General features: G+C 50.0%; 20 protein-coding genes, 7 tRNA genes and 1 rRNA gene. 6 read left to right on the top strand and 22 right to left on the bottom strand.

Going from position 1 to position 18,748, the window contains the following annotated elements; all coding sequences use genetic code 11:
• The first annotated feature begins 233 nt into the window (after nt 1-233).
• Both aalo17_RS03670 and aalo17_RS03665 read left to right on the top strand, forming a co-directional pair.
• On the top strand, nt 234-467 hold the full coding sequence (locus aalo17_RS03670) for a hypothetical protein (protein WP_067555732.1): 234 nt from the start codon (nt 234-236) through the stop codon (nt 465-467).
• Nucleotides 464-1,474, top strand: coding sequence for a HipA domain-containing protein (locus aalo17_RS03665; protein WP_067555729.1), 1,011 nt, complete (start codon nt 464-466; stop codon nt 1,472-1,474). Before aalo17_RS03670 ends, aalo17_RS03665 begins: the two co-directional genes overlap by 4 nt.
• A gap of 2 nt (nt 1,475-1,476) precedes the next feature.
• On the opposite strand, the gene aalo17_RS03660 is transcribed toward aalo17_RS03665, so the two are convergent.
• The 19 genes from aalo17_RS03660 to aalo17_RS03570 all read right to left on the bottom strand — a co-directional run bounded on the left by aalo17_RS03660 (nt 1,477) and on the right by aalo17_RS03570 (nt 12,494).
• Nucleotides 1,477-1,800: a hypothetical protein gene (locus aalo17_RS03660; protein WP_067555726.1), complete on the bottom strand. Its 324-nt coding sequence runs from the start codon at nt 1,798-1,800 to the stop codon at nt 1,477-1,479.
• A 136-nt stretch (nt 1,801-1,936) separates the two neighbouring features.
• Nucleotides 1,937-3,610 (bottom strand): IS66 family transposase, encoded by a 1,674-nt coding sequence (tnpC, locus tag aalo17_RS03655; protein ID WP_075884548.1) that lies wholly within the window; start codon nt 3,608-3,610, stop codon nt 1,937-1,939.
• 124 nt (nt 3,611-3,734) lie between these two features.
• Nucleotides 3,735-4,088: an IS66 family insertion sequence element accessory protein TnpB gene (tnpB, locus tag aalo17_RS03650; protein ID WP_067553980.1), complete on the bottom strand. Its 354-nt coding sequence runs from the start codon at nt 4,086-4,088 to the stop codon at nt 3,735-3,737.
• 160 nt (nt 4,089-4,248) lie between these two features.
• Nucleotides 4,249-4,497, bottom strand: coding sequence for a hypothetical protein (locus aalo17_RS03645; RefSeq protein WP_067555723.1), 249 nt, complete (start codon nt 4,495-4,497; stop codon nt 4,249-4,251).
• A gap of 15 nt (nt 4,498-4,512) precedes the next feature.
• Nucleotides 4,513-4,824: a single-stranded DNA-binding protein gene (locus aalo17_RS03640; protein ID WP_067555720.1), complete on the bottom strand. Its 312-nt coding sequence runs from the start codon at nt 4,822-4,824 to the stop codon at nt 4,513-4,515.
• 238 nt (nt 4,825-5,062) lie between these two features.
• Entirely contained in the window at nt 5,063-5,341 is a 279-nt protein-coding gene (locus aalo17_RS03635) for a DUF4176 domain-containing protein (RefSeq protein WP_067555717.1), read from the bottom strand.
• A gap of 216 nt (nt 5,342-5,557) precedes the next feature.
• On the bottom strand, nt 5,558-6,325 hold the full coding sequence (locus tag aalo17_RS03630) for an Rpn family recombination-promoting nuclease/putative transposase (protein ID WP_067555714.1): 768 nt from the start codon (nt 6,323-6,325) through the stop codon (nt 5,558-5,560).
• Nucleotides 6,326-6,349: 24 nt separating this feature from the next.
• On the bottom strand, nt 6,350-6,718 hold the full coding sequence (locus aalo17_RS03625) for a DUF2849 domain-containing protein (RefSeq protein ID WP_067555711.1): 369 nt from the start codon (nt 6,716-6,718) through the stop codon (nt 6,350-6,352).
• A 212-nt stretch (nt 6,719-6,930) separates the two neighbouring features.
• The gene (locus aalo17_RS03620) at nt 6,931-7,251 is read right to left on the bottom strand and encodes a hypothetical protein (protein WP_067555708.1); all 321 of its coding nucleotides are present in this window, start codon (nt 7,249-7,251) and stop codon (nt 6,931-6,933) included.
• 117 nt (nt 7,252-7,368) lie between these two features.
• Complete coding sequence (locus tag aalo17_RS03615) at nt 7,369-8,751, bottom strand: hypothetical protein (protein WP_145907484.1); 1,383 nt, start codon at nt 8,749-8,751, stop codon at nt 7,369-7,371.
• 113 nt (nt 8,752-8,864) lie between these two features.
• Nucleotides 8,865-9,548, bottom strand: coding sequence for a hypothetical protein (locus aalo17_RS03610; RefSeq protein WP_067555702.1), 684 nt, complete (start codon nt 9,546-9,548; stop codon nt 8,865-8,867).
• Between the two features lie 170 nt (nt 9,549-9,718).
• A tRNA-Gly gene (locus tag aalo17_RS03605) sits at nt 9,719-9,792 on the bottom strand.
• 5 nt (nt 9,793-9,797) lie between these two features.
• A tRNA-Asp gene (locus tag aalo17_RS03600) sits at nt 9,798-9,873 on the bottom strand.
• 9 nt (nt 9,874-9,882) lie between these two features.
• Nucleotides 9,883-9,958 (bottom strand) — tRNA-Thr (locus tag aalo17_RS03595).
• Between the two features lie 419 nt (nt 9,959-10,377).
• Nucleotides 10,378-11,400 (bottom strand): UDP-glucose 4-epimerase GalE, encoded by a 1,023-nt coding sequence (galE, locus tag aalo17_RS03590; protein ID WP_067555699.1) that lies wholly within the window; start codon nt 11,398-11,400, stop codon nt 10,378-10,380.
• A gap of 130 nt (nt 11,401-11,530) precedes the next feature.
• Nucleotides 11,531-11,604 (bottom strand) — tRNA-Gly (locus tag aalo17_RS03585).
• Between the two features lie 5 nt (nt 11,605-11,609).
• Nucleotides 11,610-11,685: transfer RNA gene (locus aalo17_RS03580), tRNA-Asp, on the bottom strand.
• A 19-nt stretch (nt 11,686-11,704) separates the two neighbouring features.
• A tRNA-Ser gene (locus aalo17_RS03575) sits at nt 11,705-11,795 on the bottom strand.
• 141 nt (nt 11,796-11,936) lie between these two features.
• Complete coding sequence (locus aalo17_RS03570) at nt 11,937-12,494, bottom strand: LytTR family transcriptional regulator DNA-binding domain-containing protein (protein ID WP_067555696.1); 558 nt, start codon at nt 12,492-12,494, stop codon at nt 11,937-11,939.
• Nucleotides 12,495-13,111: 617 nt separating this feature from the next.
• Between aalo17_RS03570 and aalo17_RS03565 the strand changes: the two genes are divergently transcribed.
• The 4 genes from aalo17_RS03565 to rrf all read left to right on the top strand — a co-directional run bounded on the left by aalo17_RS03565 (nt 13,112) and on the right by rrf (nt 14,246).
• The gene (locus aalo17_RS03565) at nt 13,112-13,552 is read left to right on the top strand and encodes a LytTR family DNA-binding domain-containing protein (RefSeq protein ID WP_075884779.1); all 441 of its coding nucleotides are present in this window, start codon (nt 13,112-13,114) and stop codon (nt 13,550-13,552) included.
• Entirely contained in the window at nt 13,549-13,998 is a 450-nt protein-coding gene (locus aalo17_RS03560; RefSeq protein WP_067555691.1) for a DUF3021 domain-containing protein, read from the top strand. Before aalo17_RS03565 ends, aalo17_RS03560 begins: the two co-directional genes overlap by 4 nt.
• Before the next feature lie 63 nt (nt 13,999-14,061).
• A tRNA-His gene (locus aalo17_RS03555) sits at nt 14,062-14,137 on the top strand.
• Between the two features lie 2 nt (nt 14,138-14,139).
• Nucleotides 14,140-14,246, top strand: a 5S ribosomal RNA gene (rrf, locus tag aalo17_RS03550).
• 217 nt (nt 14,247-14,463) lie between these two features.
• Here rrf and aalo17_RS13240 read toward each other — a convergent pair.
• Genes aalo17_RS13240 through aalo17_RS03535 form a run of 3 tightly spaced genes read right to left on the bottom strand, consistent with a single transcriptional unit; the run spans nt 14,464 to nt 18,595 of the window.
• Complete coding sequence (locus aalo17_RS13240; RefSeq protein WP_082743220.1) at nt 14,464-15,198, bottom strand: nitrous oxide-stimulated promoter family protein; 735 nt, start codon at nt 15,196-15,198, stop codon at nt 14,464-14,466.
• Nucleotides 15,195-16,901, bottom strand: a complete 1,707-nt coding sequence (cydC, locus tag aalo17_RS03540; protein WP_203225843.1) for a thiol reductant ABC exporter subunit CydC — start codon at nt 16,899-16,901, stop codon at nt 15,195-15,197. The genes aalo17_RS13240 and cydC overlap by 4 nt, the downstream gene beginning before the upstream one ends.
• Nucleotides 16,898-18,595, bottom strand: coding sequence for an ABC transporter ATP-binding protein/permease (locus aalo17_RS03535; RefSeq protein ID WP_067555687.1), 1,698 nt, complete (start codon nt 18,593-18,595; stop codon nt 16,898-16,900). Before aalo17_RS03535 ends, cydC begins: the two co-directional genes overlap by 4 nt.
• Nucleotides 18,596-18,748 lie beyond the last annotated feature (153 nt).

The raw sequence follows: 18,748 nt of genomic DNA, 5'->3' as shown, positions 1-18,748 counted from the left end.
CTAATTGGCGTTCGTTTTGTCCGGAAATAAAAACACCACCCTAAAAGGACAGCCTAAGAAATAGTGAAATATGATACAGTCATAGTGTCAGGAGGAACATAGGATGCAATATCTAAAGAAGATATGCACCTTGAATCTCAGCTGTGATTTAGGTACTTTCGGTATGGCTAGAATTTGATAAATCCTGAGCCATGAACCTGGAATGAAGTGACTACAATTCAAGGAGACAAAATATGGAAAGAAAATATAATCCCGCAGACTATGACTGGTATGCAGGCGAGTTCATGGAGAAGGTCTATCAGGACGCTGATCGCTGGCAGAAAAGCAGATCAATCTCTGACAAATTCGATTTGCAAAACGACATGATGGCTTTAAGAACTTCACTCAAAGTAATTGCCAGTGATGGCATCATAACAACCAAAAAAAGAGATGAAATGTTGGAGTACTTTCTGGGGTTCCTCGCATGAATCAAGAGGGTATCCTTGATTTCTCGTCTGGAACCAACGAATGGAGCAATTATAGTGGGTCTGAGAGAAAACGGAGGCTGACAATCAAAGGTACAGTCTACATGCTCAAATATCCCGACCCCATCAGAGAGAAGAATTCTTCTCTCTCCTACATAAACAATCAATTTTCTGAATATGTTGGATGTCATATCTATGAGTCTATAGGTATACCTGTGCAAAAAACATACCTGGGCAAAAGTACATATAACGACCGTGAATTTATCGCAGTAGCTTGTCGGGACTTTAAAAATGATGGAATCGAGCTGTATCCAATGAAGTTTATTCATTCAAGCGATCCTTGGAGCACAAGCAACAAGACCAGACGAATAACAATTGACCGGGTATATGAAATCATTCATGAACTGGAAAATCCAGACTTGGAGCAAGCTGCTGTAAAGCATTTTTGGAACATGTTCGTAGTAGATTACCTAATAGCTAATTACGATCGTCATTTGGAAAACTGGGGAGTGGCTGTTCAAGATAATGGTCAACAAACCATTGCACCAGTATACGACTGTGGATCATCCCTATTCCCGTTGATGAGTGATGACGATTTACGCGAGGAAATCCATACGAGGCATTTTACTGGAAAGAGCAAAGAAGTCTTTACTCCCTTTGCCAATTCTACAAATGGCCAACGTCTTTCATTCCAGGAAGTACTATCCTCTCCAAATCCCGATTTGGAAAAATCCATCCTGGAAATATTTCCCAGAATCAATCTAGCCAATATATATACAACGATTCAGAGCACACCTTTCATGTCTGATATACGTAAGAAAGCTATGATTGAATCTATCAAAATCCGGTATAACCAGGTCTTATTAAAAGCCTATGTTCGACTAGCATATAAAGATCTAACGCCTCATGAACAAGACAGAATTATCAGCAGAATTAAAAGCACAAATAATGCCGAAATGAGAAAGTTAGGATACAGGCCACTGAGTACTGACAGGGGAATCAGTCGATAATCTTAATCAGCATAACTATCCCATTTCAGATTGCTCCAATGGCGGCCAGCTGCATCAGTTCGAATCGACAGCTTTAATCGAGCGCGATACGTATTTCCTTTCTTCGAAACCAATTCCCGCACAATGGATCCTCCACCAATTAAGATCCGCGCTTCGTCTTCCTCAAGCTGGATCAGCTTCCGTTTATCCCCAAAACCATAAGGTATACTGTGTGGCAGTTTGAAGTCACAGCTTCTGCCATTTTCAACACAGTACCAGGAGTACATACTGTTGATCACATCCTCCCCACAGAGTGGACAAGTGCCTAATTTACTATCATTTTTCATTTTATATCTTCCTTTCTACCGGAAAAGGTGGCAGTTCTGCCACCTTTTCTTCATATACTGTAAGCGACGTTAATTGCCCATATTAAAACAGGACTGATTCCCTGTACCATCATGGTATTGGGGACAGTCCTGTTTTCTATTTCTTATACAGATGTCCTGGAAGTGTCCTGGAGTATGGAAGCAGGTCTTCGAGTACTTCCTCTCTGATCCCTTCGTTCTTCAGCCTTGTCAGCACATATTCGATGTACTTCTCAGGCACCAGCCCATTCATGATTGCCGATTGGCTCAGACTGTACCATACTGCTGTTGCTTCCGCTCCTGCTTCCGTGTCCGCAAACAGGAACCCCTTCCGGCCTATCACGAACGGCTTCACCATCCGCTCCGCCAGGTTATTGTCGATCGGATAGTTCCCATCCTCCAGATAAAGGGCCAGCGAGTCTTTCCTTTTCAGGAAGTAGTTTGCTCCCTTTACTGCTTTCGAACCACTATCAAAACTCCGGGCGATCCGCTCCATTCCTGCGATCACCTGGTCAAAAAGCGGTTTAGACTCTTTCTGCCTCAGTTCGTATACTTCTTCCCGACTCAGTTTCTTCTTTTTCGCTCTGCTCTCCACCTCATAAAGCCTGTTGATGTTCCCAAGTGGCTCCAACAGGATCCCCAGTGCCGGATTCTCCCTGATATGTTTCAGTTTCATTTCTGTATCGTCTGGCAGATTCTTGAATGTCTGGTAGTCTGCACGGATCTTCACCGCATCATACAGATGCCGCCTCGCATGGGCCATACAACTCAGATGGATGGCTGCTGTGTAATTATCGTAGCCTTCGAATCCGTCTGACATCAGGGCCTTTTCGAATCCTTCTCCCAGGAATTCCCATACGAACTTCTGGGCCCTGCTCTTCTTGAACTGATATATGACCATCTGTCTGGCTTCATGCTCTGCGCTGACCCCGACGATCATGTAACAGTTCGTCCGATCCTGATCCCGACTCACTTCCAGGCATTTCAGTACGGTCTCATCCATATGGACCACATCACATTCCCTGAAATCCTGTATCATCCTGTCCACCAGAGCTTCTCCATAGATCTGGGAAGAACGGATCATCCAGCTGGCCATGATACTCCTGCTGAGGTTGAATCCTCTTCGCTGCCAGTCTTGTTCCTGTCTGTAAAGAGGCAGTCCCATGACTGTTTTCTGGGCTATGATGTGGGACACAAGAGAAGGCGAAGACATCGTATTCTCCAGAAGCGGTGCTTCTTTGCGGGCAGCCGGGATCATCACAGGCTTTCCATCCTCATCTTCACAACCTTTGGGGCAGACATAATTATGATCCACTTCCACTTCGACATAGAGGCGCTGCGGAACGTATTTGATGGTCCGGTGTACAGTCGGTTTCAGCTCCTTCATGGCTGTGCCACATACAGGGCACACCGGGTCCTTGCCTGCATCCGGATACACATCGATGATCTTTTCAGGAAGCGCCTTTGCTTTCTCCTTCATGGATCTGCGCTTTTTGGGGGACGCCGGTCTCTCTTTGCTCACAGTTTCCAGGACAGCTGATTCATCCAGGTCTTCGGGAGAAGACGTGGATGCGATCTCTTCCGCCTCGTTGAACAGGGATATGAAAAGCTGCTCGCTTTTGGAAGCGAAGCGGTCCATGGCCGCCTTCCTGTTGATCTGGTCTTTCAGGAACAGGTTGTCGGCCAGGAAGAGAGCGGCATCGACCAGGTCATCATGATCCAGAGATTCGAGGCTTTCTTTCATGGATTTGCGGGTGTAGTTTTCGAAGTCAAAAGAAGATAAGAAGTCCATGGCAAAAGTATAGGATAAAGAGGAAAAGGGGCAAACTGAAATGCCTTAAATAATTATTATGCTCACAGTTCCAGAAATGGTTCATTCGATATGACTGAAAACCGTCAGGGATCAGGAGATCTGTCTAGATATATTGAGGCATCACATGCCTGAAAGCCCGCTTCTGGTTTATGTCCAGTCCTTCCAAAAGCCAGTCCAGCTGCTGTGGGGAGATCTGCAGAAACGGATCCGGGGAACTCATCCGCCATTTGAAGGTTCCTTTGCTCAGCTGCTTGTGAAGGAGCCAGAACCCTGTACCGTCATAATGGAGGAGCTTGAGCTTGTTGTGTCGTTTGTTGGTGAAGACGAACATCGCATTCTGGAATGGATCAGTGTTCAGGATCGACTGGACATATGTACCCAGTCCATCTATGCCTTTGCGAAAGTCCACAGGTTCAGTGACCAGGTATAATCGGGAAATATCATCAAGTCCAGTCATGTAAAATCCCTCCGTGCCGGTATTGTCCCGCTACGGAGGGATTTGTCATAGATGGGTAATTAACGTCGCTTACGCTATAAGGGCAAAAATAAGAGAAATAAAAGCAATAAAGAAACACATATCTCTGGATTAAAAAAAGCGGATTTGCACCGCTTCTCTGCTATTCTGCAATCGTCCAGAACCGCTTGTATCGACCTGCTTCCTGGTTCCAGTAAGCCCCAGCAGTGCCGGAATAGTGAACCAGTCGGCCAAGGATGTACTCATTTCCATCCTCATCCGTTTCAAGAACGTTCAGTTCTTCGGCCAAATCATAGGCAAGATTTCTTGCCTCTCCGAAATCATCAGCCGCTACAGATTCCATATCAAACTCTTCATCCAGAAGAGCTTTCAGTCTTTCAAGTTTACTCATGTTATCTCCTCCGGTTCACTTCAGCACGTCAACGCGTTCCGCAACAAAGTTATAGTTATTCCAGACTTTTCCATCTTTTTCGTATGGACGGGATGCAATGCGGCCTTTAGCGGTCACCCAATCTCCCTGTTTGCAGGTTGATGCAAGCATTTCTGCCAGTCCTCTCCATACCTCAATCTGGATTTTATCCTTTTCATAGATGCCCATTGAATTTGCGAACGGGCGTTCTACTTCAACTGTAAGCAAGGCCATTTTAAGACCGCCCGGTGTTTCACTAACGGCAGGTTCCCCAGCTAATTTTCCCGCAATACAGAATACATTCATCATTGTTATTTCCTCCTGAGCTGTTCGCTCTCTCTGATTTCTTCGTCCCACACAGCAAGCACAGGATGCAAGGGCTGCCATAGGCAGGCGTCAGCGTACCCTTGCATACAAGCGGTGTGTGGGATCAATAAGGGCCTGAATAAGAGAAATAAGAGCAATAAAAGCTCCAGGACAACCCTCAAATCTTCATTTCCAGCCAAATAAAAAGTGGCAAGTTTGCCACCACTTTTGAAATCAGATTCTATTCATGAAGAATATCGTGCTGCTCGTTGAGAACATGACGGAAATTGAATTCCTCCTTCTCCTGATATCCAATGCTCCAGAGGATATCAATGTCCTCATAGTTAAAGAGATACAGGCGGTCGCTGCGAATCATCCCTTCCGGCCAGAGTACACCAGCATAGTCATAAAGAAGGTCATCACTTCCTCGCTGAATACGCCCAACAATCATCAGCCGTTTAACTCCTTCTTTCATGGTGACTACCGTACCCAGCGGAAGCCATTCTTTTTTTTGGGTCATAGTATTTACCTCTCCTTCTGATTTCTTCGCCCCACACAGCAAGCATAGGATGCAAGGGCTGCCATGGGCAGGCGTCAGCGTACCCTTGCATACAAGCGGTGTGTGGGATCAATAAGGGCCTGAATAAGAGAAATAAGAGCAATAAAAGCTCCAGGACAATCCTCAAATCTTCATTTCCAGCCAATTAAAAAAGTGGCAGGTTTGCCACTTTCATAATCACATAGTCGCTTGTACTTGCTTTACAAATTCCGGGGAGACAACCGCCAGACGTACGATAGTCTCTTCCGGCATTTTATCTTTAAGCATATTTGCGACAATCTCCGATTTCATTTTGTCTTCCTGTTTCTTCAGATAATCTTCTAAAACGTGCCCGGCTTCCATGATTTCACCTTCCTTTTCTTTGACGGTTTGCATCCGTTCTTTAAGAACATCATAGTGCATATCTTTTGAATCTGCACTCTTCAAATCCTCCATAAGATTTTTATATTCCCAGTCTCCGGGAAAATCTGCATTGAGAATCAGCGTTAGCTGTCCATCTTCCAGAACCTCATTGTCCTGGTCTTTCATCTGGAAACAGTACATCGGCTTGCCTTTTCCGATTGGGTCACCTCGGCAAATGAAAATCACACAGGCGTCTGCCAATTCTGTATATTGCTTGCCTCTCTCCAGCATTTGAACATCCATCCGGCTGTGATAATACCGTAAGCGCCTGCCGTTCACTTCCCGGGGATTGATTTGAAACTCTATATCCATCCAATTCCCCGCATCATCCACAGCACGAATATCCAGCCGCACACCTTTTGAAACCGGGTCATCCAGTACATGCTCAAACGTAACAGTTTCTACAGAAAGCTCCGGCTTTTTCAAAATCAGCCTAAGAAGAAACTCCACGGTATTTCTATCAAAAAACGTTCTGATGAACGCATTGTCAAACGCAGTCATCGACAGAATGATTTCCAGTTTTTCATCAGATATTTCTAACATCTGCTCACCTCCTTTTGCTGATTGTTACCCACAGATAGAAATACTTTCTCTCATCTCATTCATGACTGCAATCGCAGCATTTGGGGCTATTCCACAGTCCAATAGCCGCTGGAACTGTCTAGCGTCTGCCGCTTCGCCTGCGCTTCTGTAGGCTGCTGCTGCGGCTTCTTCCTGCATTTCTCTTTCTGCGATTCTCTTCTGCCATGCTTCATCATGGCTGGCATACAGCGTAGTTCCGTCAGTGAGAACCACTTCACCGCAAGGCCAAGCCTTTACGCTGTACCGTTTGGTTTCGCCATAGTGTTTTAGTGTTACGGTTTTAGCTGTCCGCTTAACCACCGTGTACGCTGCATTACCGATGAAATATTCCTTACCAACTTCAAATAGCTTCATGTTTTTACCTCCTGCAGGAATGTGTTTCTCTGATTTCTTCGTTCCACGCCGAGAGTGCAGTCAGCAAGGGCTGCCGCAGGCAGGCGACAGCGTACCCTTGCAGACAAACGGGGTGTGGTAACAATAAAAGCGTTGATAAAAGCCATACAAGCAATAAAAATTCATGAACCCTTCTGGCCAAAATTTTTATTGCAGATTATTCCCACATAGTTCTATCTCTCAGATTTAGACAATTTCCTGTTGATATCAGTGATTCCAGATTCCATCACAATCATCAGAGCATTGGTCATCATCAGTGGATCCAGGAGACTTTTTGCAGCAGGTTCCAGAAAAGCAACCGCTTCTCTCAGATCATCAGGTACAGATACCATCCAGGCGGCCATATCTTCAGCTGATGTGCAGCTGTTATCTGACCATTTCGTTTTACCAAAACCGCATGGGTGGTCCAGCAGCCACAGAGCTGCCGGTTCCAAAGAATTTGCGATCCTTCGGACTTCATCAAGAAGTTCTTTTTTATTCTCTTTTTTATTCATAAGTTCCTCCCTCTTCGAAAGCGTTCGCGCATTAAACAGGTAGTAGTTGATTGCCGCCAGGGCGGCCCACGCTCGAGACACAGATACCATTGCTGTGACATATTTTTTCCCGACCACCTACCGCCTGATAAAGTAATCAAATTGTTGACATTTCGGATATTCTTTATCTGTATAGTCACTATGTGTTTCTTCTGTACGCAGTGTCTTGATTGTATACCTCAATGTTTGCTTGATTGCCTTGATGACTGCCGCAAACTCCGCATGGTGGCTAAGGATGTACTTGCAGTCATTGCGTAACGTCTTTTTGGTCACTCCCAGAGACTGTGAGAGAGCCTGCAGATCCAATCCCTGGTCAAGCCCCTTAAGTAGAGCACAGCGCCGGTTATATCTGGCTTCCTGGGCAGCTGTACGGCCCTTGTGCTTGATACGGGCCTTTTTTCTGGACTTAGCCTGTCGTAAAGAATCTCTGAGCGTCCTGTTTACAAGAAATTTCAGTTTTCCCTGTTCCTCATCCGTGACCCCAAGTTTTCTCACCATCTTTTCACGGGCGGTTAAGAATCGGTAATTCTGTGCCGGTCTGCATCTGCTCAGTGCCTCTTTCTCTGTCAAAGGCATGGTGAAAAGACTATTCAGCCATAGGATTTTTTTGGTGATAGACTCCTCTTCCATTTTCGTTTTTGCTGCACGCTCCCAGTAGAGGTACAGCAGCACCTCACGGTATCCAACCGTGATTCCGACATCATTGCGCATGGAAATCAGGGCAATGAGATCCGATTCCAGCTCTGCCAGCTCCGACTGGTACCTGTTAGCTTTTCTTTTGCCTGCTGCAGCCTTTTTAGCCTGCCCAAATGCAGCCTTCGCCTTTTCCCGCTTATAGTCCCGCACCTGCTGCCGTGTATAAGGTAAGAACTGGTGTGCCAGCTCAGAGAGTGTATATCTCTGGTCTTTGGCTTCCAGAACGGCCACGGTCCGCCCTGAGCGGCTGTTGATGCTGCCTGGTACTCTTATGACCTGTGTAGTCAGCATGGCCTTAGGATCCGCTCCAAATCGCTCCTGTGACTCTACGAGCTTGCTGTAGATTGCTTTATAAAGACCAGTACATGCATAGGGCGCATGATCGATGCAGAATATACAATACAGACCGCGCCCAGAGTCGATCACGAAGGTTGGATCTATGACCAAAGACGGCCTAATGTGTTGCTGATACATCTCTGCAGCTGACAGATCTGCATATTCAGCAATTTTGTAATAATCGTAGTCAATGACAAAGGCATTCAGATGACGGATGTTAGCTTCTGTTCTCTTCGTGTTCCAAAAAGAGTTGATGGAAAAGTAGACATCCTCTTCCCCATTGGCTGCCTGCTCGATATATCGGATGAACATATCCTGTCTAAAACAGAGGTCATGAAATCCGTGTTCGTAATCTCCCATATAGGCGTCATCATATTTGAGACGCAGGACATCTACATCCTGATCCGGAAGAAAGGCATCATTCCTCATCCAGTCTTTCAGGATCGCCGCATGGCATTCCGTTGTATCCTGGAGGCGGTATTTTTTATCCATATCTGCATGGATATAGCTGATTACATCTTTTGCATTCATAATCGGCTACCTCATATCCGGCTGAGCAGCTTCTTGCCGCCGCGGACGTTTTTCAGGACTTTCGTAAGCTCTGATCTGGATATTTCTCCTTCCAGATACAGGATCAGCAATGAAACATTCCTCTTTCGCTGCCAGTCGTTAGTAGATATCAGAGTGCTGATCTCTTCTGATGTAAAATGATCCTCAAAAAAGGATTTATGCTTTGACACCATCTCTGGAATAACTTTCCGAACCGCTTTCCAGCTGCAATTCAGCCGCTGCACAACATCATCTCGCCTATCGCTGTAATCATTGAGTATTGTCTGGGCATACGGATAATTGGCTAGGTTTGCGGAAAGCAGAACTATCAGTTCCTGCTGGATCAGCTCCAGAGTTTGCGTACCGACAAGTCCGTAACGAAAAGCTTCTACGAATTTTTCCTGATCAGAGTTTGCCATTTTCTCCAGCGCGCACTTAACAAGACGATAGATTTCAAGGTCTTTCCAAAATTTGCAAAGCAGATCTAGTTGCCTATCCTTCCCTAGTGTCGGATTTGTCTGTACAGTGTCAAACCTGGGACTGGTCGATGGAGCATAGCTGATCAGGTCTGCATTATGCAGCGACATTTCACTCCATGTTTCTATCATCCTTAAAACGTTATCTAATGAGTAATCTTTGCAAAACTTAGTCCACATATTTCTGATGAGTCCGTTCATATCCGTTCCTCCGTGATCCGAGTTAAAAGGGAAGGGCAACCACAGCTGCCTAAACGACAAAAAGCTGTGTGCAAGTATGCACACAGCTATGAATGGAGTTTGCTAAACAAAAAACCGCCCCTATAATAGGGACGGCAATCGTTTTTCTATCGAAAAACGGACAATTCTGATGGAGCAGATGAGGGGAATCGAACCCCCGTATCGACCATGGCAAGGTCGTGTTCTACCATTGAACTACATCTGCAAAAATGGCGGTCCAGATGGGACTCGAACCCACGATCTCCTCCGTGACAGGGAGGCATGTTAACCACTACACCACTGGACCATTTATAAATGGTGCCGACTACAGGACTTGAACCTATGACCTACGCGTTACGAGTGCGTTGCACTACCAGCTGTGCTAAGTCGGCGCTGTCGTTAGCCTCTTGGCTGACTGCTTGTTGATAATATCACGGGATGCCGGAGCTTTGCAACTGTTTTTTATGCGATTTCCGGGAAAATCTGCCAAAACTCTGCAGTCCGGGTAACCGCTCTCCATAGCGGATGCTGATGTATCCGGGTTTCTCCCTCCTTCGCACCCAATGAAGCCGATATCCATCTCTCTTTTGATTTGCATGTAAAATCACCCGATGCCTGCAGAAGCGCAGATCACCGGGTGATTCAACCATTCATTCTGTCTAGTCTAAGCCGCTGCTGAACACACTCCAGGAATCCGGCTCTGACTGCACATCAGAGACGCTCTGAGAAGCTCAAACGTTCCTCCGCCTTCCAGCCACGAAGCCATTACATGACTGCGGGATGACTGGCAAAAATCTTCGATTTTTCCCAGTCAGTCGGCAGTCTCATACCCGTTCGGGTTCATGGACTGCCACTTCCAGGAGGAAGCACACATGTCATCCAGATCATGCTGTGCCTTCCAGCCCAGCTCTTTTTCCGCCAGCGCACAGTCTGCATAGCATTCTGCGATGTCCCCGGCCCTGCGCGGTTTGATCTGGTACGGGATCTTCTTCCCTGCCGCCTTCTCGAAGGCATGGATCACATCCAGCACACTGCTTCCCTTTCCGGTCCCCAGGTTGCAGGTAAACACCCCTGCCCGGTCTTCGATCTTCTTCAGTGCATCCACATGGCCCCTTGCCAGGTCCACCACATGGATGTAGTCTCGCACGCCGGTGCCATCCGGTGTGGGATAGTCGTCTCCGAACACACCCACTTCCTTCAGCTTGCCCACAGCCACCTGCGCCACATACGGCAGCAGGTTGTTCGGGATCCCCTTCGGGTCTTCCCCGATCAGCCCGGATTCATGGGCACCGATGGGATTGAAATACCGCAGCAGCACCACATTCCACTCCGGATCCGCCGTGTGCAGGTCTGTCAGCACCTGCTCGAGCATCCACTTGCTCCAGCCATAGGGGTTCGTGCAGACACCCTTCGGACAGTTCTCCGTGATGGGGATCTCTGCCGGATCGCCATAGACCGTGGCGCTTGAGGAGAAGATGATGTTCTTCACCCCATGGTCGCGCATGGCTTCCACCAGGTTCAGCGTCCCGCCGATGTTGTTCTGATAGTATTCGATGGGCTTCGAGACAGATTCGCCCACGGCTTTCAGTCCCGCGAAATGGATCACCGCATCGATGTCCTCTTTATCAAACAGATCCTGCAGGGCATCCTTGTCCCGCAGATCCACGTTGTAAAAACTCAGGTCCTTTCCGGTGATCTCCTTCACCCGGTCCAGTGCCTTTTCAGAGGAATTTGACAGGTTGTCAGCCACGATCACCTCGTGACCGCTTTTGAGCAGTTCCACCGCTGTGTGACTGCCGATATATCCTGCGCCTCCCGTAACCAGAATTCTCATGGGTCATACCTCCACTACTCTTCATTCTAGCACAGCAGGCAAAGTACAGCATGGCTGCATTAGATGACGCACCAGAGCAGAAAAAAAAAAAAAAAAAAACGAACCCGTCCGGGCTCATTTCGCAACTAGATGGAGCAGATGAGGGGAATCGAACCCCCGTATCGACCATGGCAAGGTCGTGTTCTACCATTGAACTACATCTGCAAAAATGGCGGTCCAGATGGGACTCGAACCCACGATCTCCTCCGTGACAGGGAGGCATGTTAACCACTACACCACTGGACCATTAACATCTTTAAAAAAATGGCGGAGATGGAGAGATTTGAACTCTCGCGCCGGTAACCCGACCTATACCCTTAGCAGGGGCACCTCTTCAGCCTCTTGAGTACATCTCCAGACTTTTATCAGGGGCTGTTTTTCAACGCTCACTCATAATATCATCCAAACAGTCAGGACGCAACCATGATTTTCATATAGATTCACAAAACGCAAAACTGTCACCTGTGACGGCCGGTTCCGAAAAAAGACAGGTCATTTCAGACCTGTCTGGCAGTCCGTCTTTTCCGCCGATTCTCGGTTCGGCCGGAAAAGACCCGTTTTTCAACTGGCGTGAATTCTATCTGCACCCAGCCGCCTTCCGCTTCGAATACAGCAGTCTGCCGGAGATTTCCGTCCGGTTTCCACTCCGAATTCCGTGTGGTTTCCGTTGCCGGATCATCCAGCTTCTCGATCCGGACTCCCGGAGCCACAAGGAAGCGAATGTCCTTTTTCAGCCGTTCCTCCGGACTCAGTTCTTCCGGACTTTCCACTTTCTTCAGCGGCTTCTTCCGTCTCGAAAAGCCGCTTCCATCCGTCAGCACCACAAAACCGTCAATGTCCCGATCCACAAAGGCGTGATTGATCACGATCCCTTTGTTGATATTTTCAAACACATCCGAACTCAGTTCGGTCATGACATTTTTCAACGGCTCGTACGTGGTAATGACCCTGCCATCTGCCAGGCAGATCAGTGTCTTCCTGTCATGACGCTGAAGATAGACAATGTCCCCCTCCTGAAATCTGTTTTTACGGAAGAGGTTCCTGATGACTTGCATAAATTCCCTCTCTAACCCAACAAAATAAAACGTAATAAACCCATATCCGACGATATGCTGTTGGTCATTGGACGGAATCACAACACTGTACTACATTTTAAAACTTTGCGAAGAATGCCTGTTTTACCGGATCATCCTTCATGAACAGCACCGGTGAGACAGGAGTCCTCTCTGATTCACCGGATTTTACGGTTTCAGTATACCATGAGCCCTGCATCAATAGAGGAAAGGCGACAAGGGAAAGCCCTTTGACACTGCATTTTTTGTCACAAAAGTGGAATATTTGGTTCTGTCAAAGCATATTCGGACGGTTATCAAAAAACACTGTTACATCTGTACATCCATTTAAATCAAACGGCCGTTCATTGAACGGTTTGAGGCTGCTCCACTTCAATCTGAAGCAGTGACCTGAAATCCGCATCGAAACTGTCCTATCTGCTTCCCTGCCGGAATTCCGGAGCCTTCCCGTCCAGAATGTGAAGGCCGAAAATCCGGACGGTCTCCGGTATCCGCCATCCACACAGTTCACCGCTTCAAGCGAAACCGTCTGTCGGGCACATTCGACCGTCTGTCGAAGAAAGCAGGACAGATCCGGATCATTCCGGGATAATGAACCCATGAAAACAGAAATCAGACTGAACAGCCGAAGGACAGAACCCCTGGCAATCATCGAGACACCCGCTGTGACAGACGAAGTCCACAAAGCGGCGGGACTGCTTGCCAGTCTGGAGACCCGCCGGTTATGCGCCATACAGGATGGTCGCGCAAAACTGCTGGATCCTGATTCTGTCAGCAGACTCTGGGCAGATGGCGAAGACGTTTATGTACAGACACAAAACGGAACATGGCGCCTGAAACTCCGCCTTTACGAAGCGGAGGCAAGGCTGGACCCTTCCAGGTTTGTCCGGATCTCACGGAGCGAGATCATCAATCTGGATCACGCCGAGAGTTTTGACATGTCGCTTGCCGGTACCATCGAAGTACGGATGAAAGATGGCCACCGGTCGTATGTCGCGAGAAGAAGTGTAAAGAAAATCAGGGAGGTACTGGGTATATGAAAAAACAGTTCTGGATGCGGATCCTTCTGGGAATGCCGCTGGGTGTCATGATCGGGGTGTTCATTTCCCTGGGGATTTCCGCAGCTGCGGGGACAGGAGATTTCCTGTATACCGGTCCATGGCTTGTGACACAAACCGGGAGTGAAGTGGGAGCCGCAGCTGTGCAGACCCTGTGGCTGATGGTGATCGGGGCTGTTTTTGGAGGCGCCAGTCTGATCTGGAAGAAAGAGAACTGGTCACTGGGATTAAGAACGGCTGTATTCTTTGTTCTTGGCGCCGGAACCCAGGTGCTGGCTGGCGTGTGCTGCGGGTGGATCCGGCTGACTATGCAGGATGTGGTCCTGGACATCCTGACTTTCAGCGGAATCTTTTCAGTCATCTGGGCGCTGGAATATATCTGGATGCGACACAGACTGGCCGGCATCAACAGCTGCCTGAAAAACTGAACAAAATTCTGAATTTTATCCTTTACAAGCATCTGTGCATTTCTTATAATTGAAAGGCACATGGCGGTTGTGGTGAAGTGGTTAACACAGCGGATTGTGGCTCCGTCACTCGCGCGTTCGAATCGCGTCAGCCGCCCCAGCTCTGGTGACGACAGCGATGTGGAAATACCTGTTCCCATCCCGAACACAGAAGTCAAGCACATCAACGCCGACGATAGCCGAAAGGCAAAAATAGGAAGTTGCCAGTTCAATGCTCCCCTCGGGGAGTTTTTTTGTTTTCCCCTCTCTTCAGTCTGGCTGTCATCAAACCATCACGGCCGGCACCCTGCCGTTTCCGGATACAAAAAAAATGCAGACTGCTTTCACAGCCCGCAAAGCGGCACCCCACTGCACCATCCACAGTCGCAGCAGCCGGAAGTCAGGCACAAAGCCTGCCTGACACATTCGTCAAACGTCCTCACAGCTTCAGTCAGCTGCAGGGACCTTCAATGTACGGATCCCGCGAAGGAAATACACCACATGACCGATCCAGACCATCAGCAGGATTGCCTGCGCCCATGGCACTCTTCCCATCATGACAAACCCGAACAGCATGGTCGCTGTAATGACGCACATGACACGGATTTTTGCTTTCCTGGTCATTCCCCGTTCCCGGACCCAGTCCTCGAGGTTTTCCCGGTACAGTCTGGTCCCGCAGAACCAGCTGTTTAGCCGGTCACTGCTTTTCCCGAATCCCCAGGCCGCCATCAGCAGGAAGGGAAATGCGGGGAGCAAAGGGAGAATCGCACCAATGGCACCGAGACCAAGTCCCACAAATCCCAGGCACAGATACAGCAGTTTCCTGGGATCCTTTCCTGCAAGGGCATGACGGATCACCATCCCGGGCTTGCGAAACAGCATCCGGGGACCGCTGTACTTCATGACTTCGCGGATCTGCTGTCTTTGTTCAGGGGAGTAACAGTGAACACGGCACTGGGAACAGAATGTCTTTTCAGCCATGAACGGACACTTGTCAATGCGTGCACAGGCATAGGCCTTCAGGGCTTCCCCCTCCGCGCTTCCCTTGTAGCGGATGTCGATCATGGTCGATACAGTGTCCTTCTCCAGCTGCCGTTTTTCTTCCACAGCCTGCCGCTGTCCGTTTTCTGTCTCCAGGCCCGTTCTCCGGCTGCCCGTCTGCGGTTTCAGTTTCCCGTTCATCCTCTGATTCCTTTCTGCATTGCGCTGTTCAGCCGGCGTTTCTTCTCTGTGACCAGACCGGCATTTCGGTCACTGTGATCGCTGTGAACCGGATGCATCTGCAGGATTTCATCCGCGAATCCCAGTGTGGACTTCCGGTGTGTGATCAGCACCACGGTTTTACCCTGCATCTGCCGGTCAATAGCCTGCAGGATGATGCCTTCATTCAGGGAATCCAGATTGCTGGTGGGTTCATCCAGAAACAGGAACTGCCCCTCCCGCAGGAAAGCCCTCGCCAGCCCGAGGCGCTGACGCTCCCCTCCGGAAAGCGTGCTCCCCAGTTCTCCCACCATGGTGTCATAGCCCTGAGGCAGGGTCCGGATAAAATCATCAATGGCGGCCTTCCGGCAGGCTGCCTCGAGTTCTTCCCGAGTGGCGTCCGGTTTCGCAATGCACAGGTTTTCCGCAATGGTGGCATGGAACAGATCTGTATCCTGGGTCACAAACGCCTGTGCCTGCCGAAGGGTGGCTGTGGGCAGATTCCGCAGGTCTCTGCCTTCTGCAGTCACCTGTCCCGACCGGGGATCCCAGAACCGCATCAGCAGCCGCACCAGGGTGCTTTTTCCACAGCCGGAAGGACCGCATACCCCCAGGATCCCGCTCGCGGGCAGCTGCAGCGACATGTTCTCCAGTACCGGTGTCTGACAGGATTCGTAGGCGAACGAAACATTCTCGAGCGCCATGTCCGACAGATCGTCTGCCGGACCGGCTATGTCCGGCGTTGCAGGGGATTCATCCAGCAGGGACAGGATCCGTTCCCCCGCCCCCAGTGTCTGGGACAGACCAGTGCCAAGATTTGACAGAGCGATCACCGGCCCGAAGCTGGAAATCTGGACCAGAAACGAAATCACCAGATCTCTGGCTGACAGCAGCCCCCCGCGATGCAGCCATCCGCCCAGAAGCAGAAGTCCTGCTGCACAGAGAATCACAGCCACTCCCGCTGTACCCTGGGCATTGCCCTGCAGTTTCTTCAATCTGTCCTCTGTTTCCGCCAGCTTTGCTGTCCGGGCTTGCACATCCTGCAGACGCCGCTCCTGCGCGCCGTACTGACGCAGCTCCATCTGCCCGCGGATGGTTTCCAGCACCACAGCCGTCAGCCTGCCGGATTCCTCCCGGTATGTCTTGCCGAGCGCAGCCGCAGACCTGGACTGCATCCAGGGAAGGATCACCCCCACAAATGCATAAGACCCCGCAGCTGCCACACCCAGCCAGGGATTCAGCGATGTCTGCCAGGCCACAAAGATCAGACTGACGATCAGCGCAATGGCCACAGGGCTGATGGTATGTGCATAGAACACTTCCAGCAGCTCAACATCACTGGTGATCAGAGAAATCAGGTCGCCTTTTCGGCGGCCTTCCAGTTTTGCAGGGGCCAGCGCCCGGAGTTTTCCAAACACAAGATCCCGGATCCTGGCCAGGAGCCGGAATGCTATGTAATGGTTGCAGGCCTGTTCGCCATATCGGAGCACCCCCCGCAGCACAGCACAGAGACCCATGATCCACAGCAGGACGGGCCCACCTTCAAACAGTGCCATTCCCGCCAGGACCGGTATCAGGATGGCAGCCAGAAATCCGGCAACACCCAGAAGAATTGCCAGGACCATCCAGCCGGTCATGGACCGGACCTGACCAATCAGCCGGCGCAGGATCGTCAACGGTTTCATGCGGACTCCTTTCCGTAGCGTTCAAGCTCCTGCTGTGCATTCCAGAGCGAGGCATAAGCAGGGGATTCTTTCAGCAGACTGTCATGTGAAGCACATCCGGCCGGTCTGCCATGATCGAGGACCAGGATCTCCCCGGTATCCTGGAGATTGACAAGCCGGTGAGAAATGATGATCAGTGTCTTGTCCTTCAGGCCTTTGACCGCCTGCATGATGGCATTCTCGCTCTGCGCATCCACCGCGCTGGTGGCTTCATCCAGGATCAGGACCGGTGCATCCTTAACCAGCGCCCGGGCCAGTGCGATCCGCTGTCGCTGTCCTCCCGAAAGATTCGACCCGTTTTCCCGCACCGGTGCATCCAGCGGCAGGTTGATTCCCGCCTGTTTCATGGCCCGCACAAGCTGTTCATCCTCTGCTTCGGGATCCGCCAGACACAGGTTGTCCCGGATGGTGCCTTCAAACAGAAAGCCATGATGGTCGAGCACTGTGAGGTTCTCCTGCAGCCAGGCCGGATTGATGTCAGGCACCGGTACGCCGCCAATGGTGACACCGCTGTCCGACAGTCGTCCGCGGATCAGAGCCGCCAGTGTGCTTTTGCCGGAGCCCGACTGTCCCGCAATGCCAATGGATGCCCCCGGCTTGATATGCAGAGACACATCCTGCAGCACAGGGTGGCCCGGTTCGTATTCCCAGCCAAGATTTCGGGCTTCAATGTCCAGAGAGTCAGGAATCCCGGTTCCGGGGACCCGGGAAACGGTTTCCAGAATCGTGAAGAGCTTCTCGGCAGCGGCCTGTCCATTCATGGCGATGTGGAAGAAACTGCCAAGTGCCCGCATGGGCAGAAAGAATTCCGAGGCGATCAGAATCAGGAACAGGACCCGGAACAGGGACATGGTGTGGGTCCGCCATGCCAGGATCCCCAGCAGCATCCCAAGGGCAGCTCCCCCATAGGCAACAAGATCCATCACAGAGATGGAGTTCAGCTGCATGATCAGCACCCGCATGGTGATTTTCCGGAAATTCTCCGCTTCCTCATTCATTTTTTCGTGCCGCGCCTGATCCGCCTGATAGATTTTCAGTGTCGTCAGCCCCTGCAGATTCTCCAGGAAAGAATCCCCAAGCGTGGTGTACTGCCCCCAGTATTTCGCAAGGAGTTTCTTCGCAAACTTCTGCACCGCCACAATGCTGACAGGAATCAGCGGTACACAGAGCAGAAGTGCGAATGCCGCAGGCACATTGAGAAACAGTGTGATGACAAACAGCGTGAGAGGAGCCAGGAGAGCATAGAAAAACTGCGGTATATAGCTCGCAAAATAGGATTCCAGCTGCTCGGTTCCCTCTCCGGCCAGCTGCACCAGTTCGCTCGTGTTCCAGGCCGAACTCTCATCCCAGGAAAGCGAAGCCAGTTTCGCCAGCAGGCGCTTCCGGATCGTACGCTTGGCACTCTCGCTGGCACCCGCACTCGCCTGCACTGCTCGCAGAGTGAAGAACCATCGTCCGAAAAGAGCAGCCGCAAGAATGCACAGCCGGAAACCCAGTCCGGTGAAAGACCTTTCCAGGATCAGCTGCGATGACACAAGCGCCAGTACGCCATAGGCGGTGATTCCACACAGCATGGACAGCCACTGAAACAGCACATTGCGTCTGATGTACGGCATGGCTTCGGGTACAGCCTGCAGCAGCTTTTTGTTCAGCATAGTTAGCCCCTCCTAATACCAGTTAATAGTAACTAACTCTCTGGGGAGGTGTCAATCTGTGCCTCTCCATGAAACCGCTGCCAGAGAACTTTGAGGCACGCCGCCGGATTTTGTCCACGGTTTGGAAGATAATGGAACGAGAGAAACAGTGAG

The sequence above is a fragment of the Faecalibaculum rodentium genome (genome assembly GCF_001564455.1).
Lineage (GTDB): Bacteria > Bacillota_I > Bacilli_A > Erysipelotrichales > Erysipelotrichaceae > Faecalibaculum > Faecalibaculum rodentium.
Note: the sequence above shows the minus strand (reverse complement) of the source record. Positions and strands in the feature narration are given on the sequence as shown.

Bases quoted from the DNA above. Each gene is read 5' to 3' on its own strand.
- aalo17_RS03670 (WP_067555732.1), top strand. From the start codon at position 234: ATGGAAAGAAAATATAATCCCGCAGACTATGACTGGTATGCAGGCGAG.
- aalo17_RS03665 (WP_067555729.1), top strand. From the start codon at position 464: ATGAATCAAGAGGGTATCCTTGATTTCTCGTCTGGAACCAACGAATGG.
- aalo17_RS03660 (WP_067555726.1), bottom strand. From the start codon at position 1,800: ATGAAAAATGATAGTAAATTAGGCACTTGTCCACTCTGTGGGGAGGAT.
- tnpC (WP_075884548.1), bottom strand. From the start codon at position 3,610: ATGGACTTCTTATCTTCTTTTGACTTCGAAAACTACACCCGCAAATCC.
- tnpB (WP_067553980.1), bottom strand. From the start codon at position 4,088: ATGACTGGACTTGATGATATTTCCCGATTATACCTGGTCACTGAACCT.
- aalo17_RS03645 (WP_067555723.1), bottom strand. From the start codon at position 4,497: ATGAGTAAACTTGAAAGACTGAAAGCTCTTCTGGATGAAGAGTTTGAT.
- aalo17_RS03640 (WP_067555720.1), bottom strand. From the start codon at position 4,824: ATGATGAATGTATTCTGTATTGCGGGAAAATTAGCTGGGGAACCTGCC.
- aalo17_RS03635 (WP_067555717.1), bottom strand. From the start codon at position 5,341: ATGACCCAAAAAAAAGAATGGCTTCCGCTGGGTACGGTAGTCACCATG.
- aalo17_RS03630 (WP_067555714.1), bottom strand. From the start codon at position 6,325: ATGTTAGAAATATCTGATGAAAAACTGGAAATCATTCTGTCGATGACT.
- aalo17_RS03625 (WP_067555711.1), bottom strand. From the start codon at position 6,718: ATGAAGCTATTTGAAGTTGGTAAGGAATATTTCATCGGTAATGCAGCG.
- aalo17_RS03620 (WP_067555708.1), bottom strand. From the start codon at position 7,251: ATGAATAAAAAAGAGAATAAAAAAGAACTTCTTGATGAAGTCCGAAGG.
- aalo17_RS03615 (WP_145907484.1), bottom strand. From the start codon at position 8,751: ATGAGGAATGATGCCTTTCTTCCGGATCAGGATGTAGATGTCCTGCGT.
- aalo17_RS03610 (WP_067555702.1), bottom strand. From the start codon at position 9,548: ATGAACGGACTCATCAGAAATATGTGGACTAAGTTTTGCAAAGATTAC.
- galE (WP_067555699.1), bottom strand. From the start codon at position 11,400: ATGAGAATTCTGGTTACGGGAGGCGCAGGATATATCGGCAGTCACACA.
- aalo17_RS03570 (WP_067555696.1), bottom strand. From the start codon at position 12,494: ATGCAAGTCATCAGGAACCTCTTCCGTAAAAACAGATTTCAGGAGGGG.
- aalo17_RS03565 (WP_075884779.1), top strand. From the start codon at position 13,112: ATGAAAACAGAAATCAGACTGAACAGCCGAAGGACAGAACCCCTGGCA.
- aalo17_RS03560 (WP_067555691.1), top strand. From the start codon at position 13,549: ATGAAAAAACAGTTCTGGATGCGGATCCTTCTGGGAATGCCGCTGGGT.
- aalo17_RS13240 (WP_082743220.1), bottom strand. From the start codon at position 15,198: ATGAACGGGAAACTGAAACCGCAGACGGGCAGCCGGAGAACGGGCCTG.
- cydC (WP_203225843.1), bottom strand. From the start codon at position 16,901: ATGAAACCGTTGACGATCCTGCGCCGGCTGATTGGTCAGGTCCGGTCC.
- aalo17_RS03535 (WP_067555687.1), bottom strand. From the start codon at position 18,595: ATGCTGAACAAAAAGCTGCTGCAGGCTGTACCCGAAGCCATGCCGTAC.